Below are 13,950 nucleotides of genomic sequence, written 5' to 3'. Positions count from 1 at the left end.
ACGTTGATATCACTTTCGATCGTTGGTGGCATCCGTTTGCTATTCTCGGACGACTCGAAACCCGGTGTAGATCGTTGCATCAGACGCTTCTGCAAACGTGCGGATCGAACAGCGAACGGAAGCCGGGGCGCACGTCCAAGCCCCGCCTCGTATGCACCGCCAGTCTCCGTACGCATGTTGCGGTGTCTCTTCCAACATCACCGGATCGGTCATGGTGAACTGGGATCGCTTTGGCCAGGGGACGTCGTCGAGGTAGCGTCGATAGAGGTCCGCCGACCAGCGATCTTGGCACCATTCCCAGACATTGCCGTGCATGTCATGGAGGCCCCACGGGTTGGGGCGAAAACTGGCGACCGCGGCGGTGAAGACCACGCCATCGCCGTCGTCAGCTTCTAGTTTGACCGCTCGCTGATAGCGGGTTGTGTTTGGTTGAGCGGCCTCGAGAGCCCCATCGGCGACGTTCGCATGAACGTAGGCTTCGTCTGGATCGCTTCCCCATGAATACCATGTTGATTGACCGGCGCGGCAGGCGTATTCCCATTCGGCTTCGGTTGGCAATCGATACGTCGTCGTTTCCTGTTCCGACAACCACTCGCAAAACTTCACCGCGTCATTCCAACTGACGGCAACGACCGGATGATCATCGGATTGTTCGAACCCGGGAGTCCTCCAGGTCACATCGGGCGACTTTCGGAAGCGGTCGACGTAGTCTTTTTCTTTTGGAAAGCATCCCAAGGCTCCACCGTTGCTTTCCGCTTCGGTTTGGTAGCCGGTCGCTTCCACAAATTCGCGAAACTGCGCGACGGTGACTTCCGTTGTTTGCAGCTCGAATGGTTTGGTGATCACCACCAAGTGCGATGGTGAATCAAATCGGAATGCTTGAGGGTTGCTGAAGGTGTGAGCCAGTGCGAATTGGCGATCACGTTGCCCTGAACCGTCAAAACCTCGGCGATATTCACCGGGGGCGATCGCGACGAACTGCATGCCAATCGAATTTGGGTTCGATTGCCGTGCAGGTTCCTGTGCTTGGATGGGCACTGTCAGTGTCAACGCCAACACGAGTGCGGCGTGCAGTCGTTTGATACACAGGCGAATCATGCGAGGAGTTCCCCGATCGTTCCGGTGCTGTCTTGGAACTCACCGTCCACGTTCACTCCCATCCGTTCCACCATGGTTTGCCATAGAGAAGAAAGCGGCGTGTTGTCTTTCAGTTGAAGATGCGTTTGATGGCGGATGCCGAGTCCACTGCCACCGGAAATCATTGTCGGCAAAACGTCTTTGCTGTGGCCGATCCCCATGCCGCTGGAGAACCCCAGCAGCGTGTTGTCCAGCAAAGTGCCCTCCCCTTCGCGAATGGATGCCAACCGGTTCAGGAAGTGACTCCAGTGCTGCATGTAAATCGTGTCAACCCGGGCGAGCTCCTCCAGGTTTTTTGGATCGTTGCCGTGATGCGTCAGTTCGTGATAACCCTTGGAGACACCAAATTCTGGGTACACACCGCCGGCCAGTTCGGTTCGAACGACGTAGCTGACCACGCGCGTGGAATCGGTTTGAAACGCAAGGGCGATCAAGTCGTACATCAATTTCGCGTACGTGTCGTAGACAAACTTCCCATTGCCCTCGGGCGCGATGGCTTTTTCGTAATCACCAAACCCATCGAGGTTAGGTTTGGGTTTGGGGCGATCAGACCAATCCATTTCGCGGCCCAACGTCGTTTCAACTTCGCGAATGGAATGGAAGTATTGGTCGAGCTGTTGACGATCGGATTGGCTGAGTCGGGTTTGCAGTCGTTTCGCATCCGAGAGCACTGCGTCGAGCACACTGCCGCGTTGCCGAAATTCGTCGCTTTGTTGGAGCAGTTGTTGTGAGTTGGGCGGACGGAAGAGATGGTTGAAGATGGTCTGCGGATCATTCTCCGCTGCCAATGGGATGCCCTGGCGATTCCACGAGATGGTTGCCAATGCTTGCGAGCCAAAGCCAGTGCCTCGCTTGACCGACAACTGCAGCGACGGGAATCGAGTGTGCTTTCCCTGCACTTCGGCAGCCAATTGGTCAGGCGAAATGGTTTGTTTTTCGCCGCGAGCAATCGATGTCGCAAACGGGTAGGCACCATCGTGACCACCGCCGTGGCTGAGCGAGGTTCCCGACAACACGGTGAACTGATCGCGTTGCTCTTCCAGTGGCTTCAAGATGCGAGACATCTTCGCGTCTTTGCCATAGCCTTCTGGGTAGAACTCACGCATGTTCATACCGGTGCCAAAGTAGAACATGCCCATCCGTGGGACGACTTTGGTCGATTCTGCAGCGGCGGCGGATCGTGGCAACATCGCTTCCAACCAAGGCAGCGCCAAACAGGTGCTGGCACCACGCAGAAGCATCCGGCGGTTGAGCGTCTTGAGTCGTGGTTTGTAGGACGGTTTACTCATCGGGACACAAATGCCTGGCTGGTGACAATGGATTGAATCAGTGCACGGAAGGTGTCGCCTTCCGCTTTCATGTCGGTGACGACGCGAGTCAGGGGGGCGTCGTCCTCCGGTCCAACGGGGCGGCCAAATGCGTAGACAAACACCTTTTCCGCCAAGGCTCGGCGGAAGCGATCGCTCTGCTGCAGCAGCAACCCCCGGAAATCTTCGAAGCCTGTGAATTCGTTGCCGTTGGGGAGTCGGCCGCTGGCGTCGATCTCCGGCAGATTGCGACCGCGAAAATTTTCCCCGTCTTGTTGCTCACGCCATTGGCCGATGACGTTGAAGTTTTCCAATGCCAAACCGTAGGGATCGAGCGAGCGATGGCAGGCTGCGCAGGCTTCGATTTGTTGATGTTGCAGCAACCGTTCTCGGACGGTCAGACGTTGGCCTTGAATGTTGGGTTCGACTTCGCCGGCATTGGGTGGCGGTGGATCGGGCGGGTTGTTGAACAAGACTTCTCGAACATACACCGCTCGCGAAACGGGTTTGGTTCGAGTGCCATCCGAACCGGCTTGGTGCACACCCGCCATGGCAAGCAACCCACCTCGGACGGAACCCGATGGCAAGTCAACCACGCGAAACTCCTCGCCGCTGACACCATCGATGCCATAGTGTCGAGCGAGCCGATCGTTGATGACCACAAAGTCCGAGTCAAGAAAATTCAGCACGCTTCGATCGCTGCGTAAGATTTCGTGAAAGAATTCGAGCGGTTCACGAACGATGGCTTCGGACAGTTTCTCGTCGTATTCCCGGTACAGGGATCGGTCGGGCGTGAAGGTCAGGAATGTGTCGGTCTGCAGCCACTGCCGAGCGAAGCTGCCGACAAAACGATCCATTTTAGGATCCGCCAGCATCCGCTCGACTTGCTGTTTTCGGTGGTTGGGGTCGGTGAGTTCGCCGTCTCGGGCAGCGCGAAAGAGCTCTTGGTCTGGCATGGAAGACCAAAGGAAGTACGACATTCGCGACGCGATTTCGTGGTTGGTCAGCACGGAAGTGTCGGCGGCATTCCCAGTGCCTTCCGCAAGGTAGAGGAAGTTCGGTGACGTCAATGTGGCGGCCAATCCGACGCGAATGGCTTCGTGGAATGTTTCGCCGTTTGCGAGTTCCGATTGAATGACTCCCAAGATCGGTTCGATTTCGCTCTCTTCGACCGGGCGTCGCCAGGCGGTCGGCAAAAGTCGCAAAAGGATCTCGCGAGCGTAAGCCAGGACATCGGTTCCTGCTTCGCCGCGGAACAAGACCGTCGTGTGACTCTTCGGCGGCCATTGGTCGTACAGAGGACCTTCGACTTCCAAATGGTCCAAGAAGACTCGCGGGAATTTTGTGAGGTCGAGTTTCTCGGGATCGGGTGTTGAACGATCTCCGCCCCAGCCCTCGGCGACCTTGCGACCGGCCAGGCGAAGCGACTCGGTGAAGTCGCCGGCTTCACCCACTTCATTGATTCGTCTCATGAAGTTTTCGCCGGGACGCTGACCCATGGACAGCTTTGTGTCGTTCAATATTTCAATGTTGAGTTCACCGCCCAAGGTGTCTCGAGGAATCGTCACGCTGGTTTCGGCGGGAGAGTCCCAAGGTGCCGTCACGTCGTACTCCATGATCGTCTGCATGGAGTCATCGGGATGGTTGTGTTTCAAACGAATTCGCGGCACTTCACCGTCGGCACCCGGGGAACCTCCCGCACGAATGGTGAATCGATAGAAACCATTGATTGGTGCAACGTTGTTGTCCTTGCGACCCGGGTAACGAAGCATCCCAAAAGATCGCGTGCTGCCTTCGATCAATTGCAGTCCACCGGGGACCGGATTCATGCCCCGACGTGTGACGAGATATCCGATCGCATGACTGTCAGCGATTTCCTCAAACTCCAGCCGCATTGTTTCCGTCGGGTATTCCGGTGGACCGTCCACAATCGCACGGTCCGCGATTCGGCGAGCGACTCGGTAGTACTGAGTCATCAGCGAAGGGTCGATCATCAGTGCCGAGCTGACTTTGTCGAAACCTTCTGCGGTTCCATCGGGTGGCAATGTATCGAGTGGACTTTCGCCGGTTGGGAACTTCATCGACAACAGGTCGGAAACCGTGTGCGTGTACTCATGGCGGTTCAATCGACGCAGACGAACTTGTTTGTCCGCTCGAGTTCGCAATCGATCCACTTCTCTCAACTCGCCTGAAACCCACTCGGACGTTTGTGAGATGATGTCGACGGGAAGTGGCGGTTCGCCGTCGGGAGGCATCTCGCCGAGATTGATCGCGTTGCGAATCTCGATCCATTTCAGTGCGTTTTCGCGATCGGCGAGATCGCTGGTCAGTTGATCAATCCTCAGATTTGCTTCAGCTGATTCGGGACCGTGGCAATCAATGCAGTGCGTTGTCAGCGACGCGAGCACGTCGGCCGGTACCGCGGCAAAGATTGGCTCAGTCGCAATGATTTGCGCTGCGACGATCAAGGCGGTCGCGAAGAAGAACGGACGTGGCTTCCAAGTAGTCAACTCGAACGACTTTCTGTAGGTGATCCATTTCGTCACGTCGCCACGATTCCAGGGAAGCAAACGCGGCGAAAAACATGACCAATCAGTCTACAACAAGTGAGTTGATGATTCAGGTTTGGGGATCGTCCAGTCCGAGCGGGCTAACGGGCGGTTGATTTAATGAGCCGTACCGCGTTAGCGGCGGTTAGGCAGACGCCAACCGGGGCTAACGCCCATCGGCTAATTGTTGTCACTCGGTATACGACTAAATCAACAGGCTGCTAAACAATGGCTCCGATCGCTGGCAGCATTTTTAGGAAGGTTTGCAGGTGATCGGAGATCTGGTGGACCACTTCGACATCGTTTTCGTGAGCCAGGATGTAGATCACAAACAGACCGTACATCGTCAGCAAAGCAAACGCTTTGCCTCGTTTCATTTCGACGTACTTGGTTCCATCAGCCGCAACGCCTCGTTTGCCGATGTAGTAAATCAAGAAACCGATGATCGTCAGGATGAAGAGAAACAAACGCAGTTCTCCGCTCTGAGCCGCGATCTCGGGCTCCATTGCGATGGGGCCGTTGATGAGCGTGTACAGGAACAAAGGGAACCCGAGCGCGAAGCAAATGTCAAAGATGTTGCTGCCCAGGGCGTTGGCCACCGCATCGTCGTAGTCGCCATCACGAGCGTCGCGAATGGACATGACCGTGTCAGGAACGCTGGTTGCCATCGAGGCAAAGATGACCGCGACGAACATGGCTGGCATGCCCAGGCCTTCGAAGGTTTGTCCGAACAATTCGTATGATGGATTCTCAACGTTGGCCGGGCCGCTGCCGAGCCATTCGCAGGCCAATACCAATGTCCAGCAGGCCATGGCGATGACTCCCGTGCTGGTCAACAGCAATCCCCAGCCGTTCCAGGTTTCTTCTTTCATCTGTTCGCGATGATGGTCTTTGACGAACCATCGTTCCAAGTCCAACAGCGGGCCTCCGGAGATCCAGTAAAACAAACTGGCGAGCGGGCCGCGTGGGGACTCATCCTCTTCTTCGCCATCATTGTCTGGTTGCTCGTCGTTGGCGGACAACTCAGATGATTTCATCGTCGTCAGCATGTACACCAAGTAAGTCGCGTACATCAGCATCAAGATCAAACCTTGCCACCAATGAAGTTGTTCTCCATTGATCAGCAGGATGAGAATGAACTCACAAAGAATCAACGAGATTCCATCGCGAAGAAGGACGCGTGTGGAAACGTTGACCGAGGTGACACGAACGCCCATCACGACAAAGCCAACCACGCTGAGAATGCATACCGCGGGAATAATCATGCCGTTGAACAACGCACTGCCGGCGGTGGTGCCGATGCCGATCGAAAACCCATCTCGGTCGGAAAGCACGAACAGGGCGATCAGAGTTGTGAAGAGTTCCGGGATGGAACTGGAGATGGCATTGATCGTGCCGCCGCGAACGCCTTCGGAGAGATTGCGTCCGATGTACTCACTCGCGATTTCAAATCCATCGCAGGCTCGCCAGATGACGAGGCAGGTGAGGAAGATCAGAACGAGTGGGATGACGATGCCCATGGATGCCTTTGACGAAGGAAAGAGGAAGTTCGTTTCACGGATTGATCACGACCCCAAAGGATGACATCGCGGAGGTAACAATTACAAGCGGCGGAGGAAGTTTTTCCTGCCCGTCGCTCGAATGGGAGTTTCACGTTGCGTTTCGCGATCGCGTCTCAGAATGCAATCCGGCGATGTCAAATTGAAAGCAGCCTCTCACTGACTGGAGTGGTTGATTGCCCTGCGAGCGATGTTGGTAGCGTCGTGAAACAGACCTCGGCTCCGGTTTTGTGGGGCGAAACGGTAGGAAGGCTATGCGGGTTTTTCCGGTGGTCCAGACGTCCACTCTTTCCTTCCAGAGCAGATTGCTCCTTTTCAGTTGTTTCCCCATGGGGCGTCGCTAATCTGAAACTTGGATTTTTGCAAGCAATCGGCACGTTTCGTGCACAAACGGACTTCGCCGCTTGGGCTGAACGAGCACCACCGGAAACGAACGGAAATTCGACCGCCATTTGGAGCCATCTTCTATGCCGACCTCATCCATGACCCGCCGCCTTCGAACTTCGGCCAACGTCGCATCCACCTTGACACTGTCGTGCGTCGTATTGGGGTCGCTTACCAACTCATTGCCCGTTTGCGCCGACGAAACCGCATCGGTGGCCCAGAGTGCGGTCAAGATGGATGAATCAGAAATCGGTCGAGTGTCGGTGCAGAAGATCGCGGTAGAAGATCAGACGGACCAGTTGGCCAAGCAGGCAATCGCGGAACTGGGTTTGGACGAGGCCAACGTCATCCAACAAGTGTCAGCGACATCGCCGGTGAAGTCGTTCTCGACAAGAGACGCTTTGGCTCCGTTGATGGATGCAAAGGGCACGGCGGGCAACGCGGAGGATCATCGATTGCACCCACCGATCGATGATCACCCTTTGGGTTGGGCACTTGGGTTTGCCAAGGCTCATGCCGACCACATTCGGCAGAATGTCAGCGATTACAGTTGCAAGCTGATCAAACGGGAACGAATCGATGGTGAGTTGCAAACGCCTCAAATCATGGACCTCGCCGTCAGAGTGGAACAGTCCAATGAGCAAGGCGATGTTTCACCGCTGTCCGTCTTCTTGCAGTATCAATCCCCACGTACTCTACGCGATCGACGAGTTCTCTACATCGAAGGTGAGAACGAAGGCAAAGCCCGTGTCCGAAAAGGTGGCGGGGCGCTGAGCTATTTGGTGCTTTCGATTGACCCTCACGGGCGTCAGGCCAAAGAGCAAAGCAACTATCCGATCACGGACATTGGATTTGACAAGATCATGAGTCGATTGATCGGACTGATTGAATTCGACATGGAAAACGATCCCACCGGCGACAACACCGAAGTGACCTATTTTCGGAATGCTCGGGTGATGGGACGGCCAGCCACTCACATTCAGATTGTTCATCCATCCAAAGAAGGCGGTGTCACATTCCATCGTGCCAACGCCTACATCGACGATGAACTGCACGTTCCGATTCGTTTGGAAGTTTACGATTGGCCCGCAGCGGAAGGTGATTCACCCGAGTTAAAAGAGGAGTACACCTACGCGGATCTGAAACTGAATGTCGGGTTGGCGAACGCCACGTTTGCATCGACACGTTTGAAAGGCAAACTCGACGGTCCAGTCGGTTTGACCCAATCGGATGTGAAAGCCAGTCCCAACGCGGTTGCGAAGGATTGAACGGTTCAGGCTGTTGATATAGTCGCATGCCGAATGACAATCATTAGCCGTTGGGCGTTAGCCCCGGTTGGCGTCTAATCAACCGCCGCTAACGCGGTGCGGCTCAATAAATCAACAGCCTGCTAGGCAGTCTTGTCTGTGATCGATGGTGTTGAAGATCTTGAGCGATTGGATCGACCGAGGGCGATCACTCAATGCAAAACGCTGGACCCGTGATCGGATCCAGCGTTGATGGCGATGTGAGCGAATGGCCTACTTTCCGTAAGCTTCTTTCGCCGATGAGTTCATCATCGATTCGTAGTCTTCCATCTCCTGTGCCGCATCAGCGGGTTGCTGGATGACAGTCGATTCGTTGTTGTCGCATCCAGCACAGAGTAACGAGAGGCACATCAGGGACAGAAAGGTGATCAATCGGTTGGAGTGTTTGGTATTGGTCATCTGGTTGCAAATTGAATGAAGAGAAGCGTGAAGAAATCGGAAAGGAAGGAAGCGTTGCTGCGAGATTGCAACAACGCTTCTAATTCTCATTTGCCGGAGCAAATGCCTTTCCGGCTATCAAAGCGAGTCAAATGAGACCGTTTCTTTGTTGGCTTTGGTGCCAAGAGCACCCCACAGTCCGTAGGGGCTCTGAGTTCCTGCGTTGCCTGGGTTGTGATCTTTGTAGACCGTGTGAGCACGCGAGTTTCCTGCTTCGATTGAATCGGTGATGAACTTCACCGCTCCGTCACCCATCAGGACGTGCACCCCACCTTGGTGACGCGAACTGGGCGGGTACATGCCCCAGGTGCTGTCGGCCGTGGTGCGTGAGACGGTTTCACTGTTGGGGGATAGGATGGTGTTCATACCGGAGTGCTGCATTTCGCCGTCGGCCCAGTGAAAACCACGTGCCCAGCTTGCACGGGCACCGTCTCCGGCAGCGTTGTCAGTCGTCAAGTTTTCGCCGGCACGCCAGAACTGTGGTCGTTCCGGATCAATCTTGTCGTTGTCGCGAGCCCAAGAAGGATTGTCTCTCAGGACAGCCGATCCAGGACCGTCGATGGGTGCGGTTCGGATATCGCGGTCACCCAAATCGGTCGCGATTTCGCCGGCGGCGATCGTGTTGGACAATCCGTCCAAGACATCACGGAAGCCGGTGTACTGACGAGCGACAAACATGCCGCGACCCGAGATGCGGATTTGTTCCGCGTATCCCGAATTCATGACGAGTGGATTGGAACCGCTCCACGCACCGACTTCGTTGTATTCGACGGCATCGCCTTGGCACGCGGCGTAGTTGGTTCGGCCCAGTGCGGGCAGACCGGTTCCTGGATCGCTGGGGCAACGAAGCGCAGCCAATTCAGTGATCCAAGGCGTGTAGTCCGTTCGCCATGGTGCTGGTCCCATGCCCGGCCAAGGCGTGGTACGGAGTGTTCCGTCCGTGTTGATTGCCAACGGATGACTGATTTGTTCCCACAATCCTTGTTGTTCGATGAAGGGCAAAATCGTAGGCAACCAACCAAGACGCAATTGGTTTCCGCCCAGCGATCCGTCGTTGGCGTTGTTCGTGCCACCTTTCTGTGCCGGCAGCTTGTTGTAAGCCGAGTGGTAGTTGTGAAGTGCGAGGCCGATTTGCTTGAAGTTGTTGCTGCAGCTCATTCGTCGAGCCGCTTCCCGAGCTGCTTGCACTGCTGGTAGTAACAATCCAACAAGAACGCCGATGATGGCAATGACCACCAATAGTTCCACCAATGTAAAACCGTTTCTGCGCATCTTCTTCATAAGACTCTCCCCGAGAGCTGAATCGCGAATGGATGGCACCAGCCAATGCTGAAGTCGAGAATTCGACTGTGGTGCCGGAGTGGTAGACAAGACAACGTCTTCCAAGAATCGCTTGGTGCTCGTTGTGCCACTTCTAAGGGGATTAAGTTCTCCTGCGATGCAATTGTTTCGCGAGAATCTCAAAAATGAGTGCAACTTTTCACCAGCGGTTGGCGAACCAATCAGGCACCGCCAAACGGGGGCGGTCCCAAGTGAGCGACCCGGGGTTGGTCCAGGAGTGCCGCGTCCTTCGCTCTCGCGAGAAGCAAATCGAGGGCTGTCAGAAATCTCGAAAGGGGCCACGAGGGTCAGCGGCTTCCATTTCGCGAAGCCAATTGGCGTAGCGTTCCTTCACCATCGCGAGGATCTCTGGTTTGGCTTGAGACTGATCGTTCTTTTCGGCGATGTCTTCTTCGAGATTGAACAGGCCGCCTTGTTCACCCATTTGGACCCATTTCCATTGGCCGACCCTTGCTCCGATTTGATCGCGGCGTTTCCAGAACATTTCCTTGCGAGGAGACTCGGCTTCGCCGCGAAGAGTGGGCCACCAATCAAATCCGTCGAGGACGACGCCGGGCGGTGGTTCCACACCTGCGGCTGCTGCAAAGCTCGGCAGCAATTCCAGGCTGGTCAGGAATTCGTCGTTCACCACGCCGGCAGGGATTTGTCCCGCCGGCCAACGAACGAGGCAAGGCACACGGATGCCACCCTCCCAGGTTTGAGCCTTGTGGCCTCGTAACGGCGAGTTGTCCGCACCGCCACTGCCGCCGTTGTCAGAGAAGAAAACGACAATCGTCTCGTCGAGCATTTGTTTCGCTTCCAGGCGGTCCAGTATTTCGCCAATTGCCGCGTCCATGCAGGTGACCGCTGCCCGGTAGTCGCGGCGACGAGCTTGCGGTGTCGCGACCGTTGCGGGCGAGCCGTAGCGATAGCGGTCGGTGACTCTGGTTTCCACCTCAACCGGCGGATACATCGCTTTGAATTGATCCGGGGCCTGCACCGACGAACGAATGGTCGGAACCAAAGAAGATGAATTGTGCGGTGCGTTGAACGGCACATACAAAAAGAATGGCTCGTTGCCCGCGTGCTCATCCAAAAACCGCAGGGCTTCGCGTTGAAACAGGTACGTGCAGTAGGTGCCCTTGTCGGCTTCTGTCGGTTCGAGATTACGAACCATGCAGGGCACGCCGTATCGCTCGTGCGTGAAGTAATCAATGCCAGTGTTCACGAACCCATAGAAATCATCAAAGCCGCGCGATGTTGGCAGCATTCGCTGAAGAGCACCCAAGTCCCATTTGCCAAAAATCCCGCTCTTGTAACCGGCCGGCCGCAGCACGGCCGGGAGGATGACTTCTCGCTCATCCATTCCGCCGATGCGTTCGAAGGTCACGGCGTATTCTTCGGGCGTGTAGCGATGACCGTAGTCGGGGGCCTCGTTGCGGATCATGTCGTAGATCCCGTTTCGCTGCGGGTAGCGGCCCGTCAGCAAGCTGGCTCGTGACGGTGTGCAGGCGGGCCAAGCGACATAGAAATTTGTCAGTCGTGTGCCTTCCTTGGCAAGTCGATCCAGAGCGGGTGTGATGATTCCGTTGCCGAGTTGACCCAAGTCGTTGTACCCCTGGTCATCCGAAACGATCAGCAAGATGTTTGGGCGATCGGCCGCCGAAGCCGCGGTGGCAACCAGCAGCATCACAAGCGTCATCAAAAGGTGGTTCGTCCAGGATCGGATCGGTTGCATCTCGCTGTTCCAGTGAAAACTAGGTGTCAGGCGTTTCGTGTTGTTCTGTTTGTGGTGGGCATGTTCAACGCAGCCACCGGCTCAGATTTTCGCGTACGAATGCGTTGTCATGGAGGTGAGGGTAGGCGGCGATCACACGATCGATTTCTTTGGATTGACCGCTGGAAAGGACTTCGTTTGGATCGAGGCACCATGTTCCGGCCAGCAAGCCTTGGCGACGAAGCACTTCGTGGATTCCAGGGATGCAACCAGCAAAACCGTTGGCCGCATCGAAGAAAGCCGCATTGCAATCCGTGACCTGGATGTTGCGGCTGAGCAGTTCCGACGGAATGTCGCCACCGCGATCCAGTACGGCATGAATTTCATCGAGCAGTTCAACGGCCGTTCGAGTCCACACGCACCAGTGCCCGAGCAAACCGCCGCGAATTCGGACCCGTTTCTCACCGTGGTCCGTGACGATGTGATAGGGAGTCAACAGGTCCGCGATGATGTTGTCATCGTTGCCGGTGTAAAGAGTGATTGCATCGTCGCGGTCGGCGTCGCAAACCGCACGAACCACATCCAAAGTTTGGTAGCGGTTGAAGGGAGCCAGTTTGATTGCGATGACGTTCTCAATCTCAGCGAACTCCCGCCAGAATTCATACGGCAACACACAACCACCGACGGCCGGTTGCAAGTAGAAGCCAATCACCGGCATGACCTGGGCAACTTCTCGGCAATGAGAAATTAACTCGTCGATTGATTCGTCGGCTAATGCCGCCAGACTCAACAGACACGCGTGGTATCGCTGAGAAACGGCGAACTCCGCCTCGCAAATTGCCTGCTTTGTTTTTCCGCAAACACCAGCGACCTTGAATAGTTCTCGGCCCTGAGCACCCGCGTATTCATCGATGACGTCCGACGCCAGACGCAGCACCGGTTCATACAAAGCAATCGACGGATCGCGAATGGCGAACTGGGTGGAATGAACACCAACGGCGATGCCACCGGCACCGGCGTCGATGTAATAACGAGTCAACGCGGTTTGGTATCGCGAATCGAATTGCCGATCGGCATCCAGTGCCAACGGTTGCGCAGGGATAACGACTCCCCGACGAACATTTTCGCGAATGGTGGGTGATAAGTCACTGATCTGCATCGGTTCAATACGCTCCGTCGCTGACTTCGAAATGGGTGGGTTTGTTCAGCGAGCGACCACCGGTCTTGACCCAATGGGCTTGCCAACGAATCAGTTGTTCGGCGTTGACGGATGGAGCCCCAAACAGCTTGGTTGCTCGGGAACTATCGCTCAAGTAAGACGCATTGCCTGGAGTGGTTGTGAAGCGAACGGGCTTGTCCAACAGTTCCCCGAGTTGCATCGCAACATCTTCGGTGAGCAATGTTTCTGGACCAGTGACATTGAGGACGTTTGCCGGTGAAGTGCACTGCCCCAAACACATCAACGCTTGCTGGTTGGCATCACCCTGCCAAATCACGTTGAAGGCTTGGACAGAATTGTCGACCGGTTGATCGTTCCAGATTTTGGTGGCGATGTCATGCAGCACGCCGTACTTCAGGTCAATCGAATAGTTAAGCCGGTACAGGCAAACGCGTGTTCCCCACTCGAGGCTGCCGTACTCAAACATCCGTTCTCGCCCCAGGCACGATTGAGCGTACTCACCAATCGGCCCCGGTGCAGTGTCTTCGTTCGGTGGTTGATCCAAACGAGCCAGCGGGTAAACACACCCGGTGGAAAACGCAACGATGTTGGAATCGCGAAAATGATGGGCGACGTTCGCGGGAACGATCGTGTTCATGGCCCAAGTCAAAGGTTCGTCGCCCTCGGTGCCAAATTTACGCCCGGCCATGAACAGGACATTGGGCACGGAAGGAAGGTTGGCCACCGCTTCTCGGTTGAGCAAATCGCACTGGATCGTCTTGATGCCAGCAGATTCCAGGCGAGCGCGAGCGTCCGCATCAGAAAAGCGAGCCACCCCGAGAACGTTCTTTTGCAGGCCTGCTTTCTCAATGGCAGCGACAGCCAGTTGTCCCAGGCTGACGCCCATTTTTCCGGCAATGCCCAAGATGATCAGGTCGCCATCGAGTTGTTGCATGAACTTCACCAACTCGTCCGATGGCCGGGCGAGCAGTGCGTCAAGTTGGGCTTCGGATTCGATCAACTCGGGAAATTCGAGAGCCATGGTTGGTTGCTTGTGTGTGAGCCAAAGGAAG

Annotated in this window: 10 protein-coding genes; 1 reads left to right on the top strand and 9 read right to left on the bottom strand. The window is 55.7% G+C overall.

Going from position 1 to position 13,950, the window contains the following annotated elements:
- Positions 1-39 precede the first annotated feature (39 nt).
- From RB_RS16400 to RB_RS16380, 4 genes are all read right to left on the bottom strand, one after another.
- A complete protein-coding gene (locus RB_RS16400) occupies positions 40-1,098 on the bottom strand; it encodes a formylglycine-generating enzyme family protein (protein ID WP_011121674.1) in 1,059 nt (352 codons plus the stop codon).
- On the bottom strand, positions 1,095-2,426 hold the full coding sequence (locus RB_RS16395) for a DUF1552 domain-containing protein (protein WP_011121673.1): 1,332 nt from the start codon (positions 2,424-2,426) through the stop codon (positions 1,095-1,097). The genes RB_RS16400 and RB_RS16395 overlap by 4 nt, the downstream gene beginning before the upstream one ends.
- Complete coding sequence (locus RB_RS16390; RefSeq protein WP_231845701.1) at positions 2,423-4,954, bottom strand: DUF1592 domain-containing protein; 2,532 nt, start codon at positions 4,952-4,954, stop codon at positions 2,423-2,425. The genes RB_RS16395 and RB_RS16390 overlap by 4 nt, the downstream gene beginning before the upstream one ends.
- A gap of 260 nt (positions 4,955-5,214) precedes the next feature.
- The gene (locus RB_RS16380) at positions 5,215-6,513 is read right to left on the bottom strand and encodes a sodium:calcium antiporter (protein WP_011121670.1); all 1,299 of its coding nucleotides are present in this window, start codon (positions 6,511-6,513) and stop codon (positions 5,215-5,217) included.
- 506 nt (positions 6,514-7,019) lie between these two features.
- Between RB_RS16380 and RB_RS16375 the strand changes: the two genes are divergently transcribed.
- A complete protein-coding gene (locus tag RB_RS16375; RefSeq protein WP_011121667.1) occupies positions 7,020-8,204 on the top strand; it encodes a DUF1571 domain-containing protein in 1,185 nt (394 codons plus the stop codon).
- A gap of 252 nt (positions 8,205-8,456) precedes the next feature.
- Here RB_RS16375 and RB_RS16370 read toward each other — a convergent pair whose 3' ends face one another.
- The 5 genes from RB_RS16370 to RB_RS16350 all read right to left on the bottom strand — a co-directional run bounded on the left by RB_RS16370 (position 8,457) and on the right by RB_RS16350 (position 13,919).
- A complete protein-coding gene (locus RB_RS16370) occupies positions 8,457-8,642 on the bottom strand; it encodes a hypothetical protein (RefSeq protein ID WP_007339170.1) in 186 nt (61 codons plus the stop codon).
- A gap of 117 nt (positions 8,643-8,759) precedes the next feature.
- Entirely contained in the window at positions 8,760-9,962 is a 1,203-nt protein-coding gene (locus RB_RS16365; protein WP_011121665.1) for a DUF1559 domain-containing protein, read from the bottom strand.
- A 319-nt stretch (positions 9,963-10,281) separates the two neighbouring features.
- On the bottom strand, positions 10,282-11,739 hold the full coding sequence (locus tag RB_RS16360) for a sulfatase family protein (protein WP_011121664.1): 1,458 nt from the start codon (positions 11,737-11,739) through the stop codon (positions 10,282-10,284).
- 64 nt (positions 11,740-11,803) lie between these two features.
- Complete coding sequence (locus tag RB_RS16355; RefSeq protein WP_011121662.1) at positions 11,804-12,877, bottom strand: dihydrodipicolinate synthase family protein; 1,074 nt, start codon at positions 12,875-12,877, stop codon at positions 11,804-11,806.
- Positions 12,878-12,881: 4 nt separating this feature from the next.
- Positions 12,882-13,919 carry an NAD-dependent epimerase/dehydratase family protein gene (locus RB_RS16350; protein ID WP_011121661.1) on the bottom strand — a complete coding sequence of 346 codons (1,038 nt, stop codon included), beginning with the start codon at positions 13,917-13,919 and terminating at the stop codon, positions 12,882-12,884.
- Between the last annotated feature and the right edge of the window lie 31 nt (positions 13,920-13,950).

Source organism: Rhodopirellula baltica SH 1, assembly GCF_000196115.1.
Lineage (GTDB): Bacteria > Planctomycetota > Planctomycetia > Pirellulales > Pirellulaceae > Rhodopirellula > Rhodopirellula baltica.
This window is presented reverse-complemented; position numbering and strand designations above follow the sequence as displayed.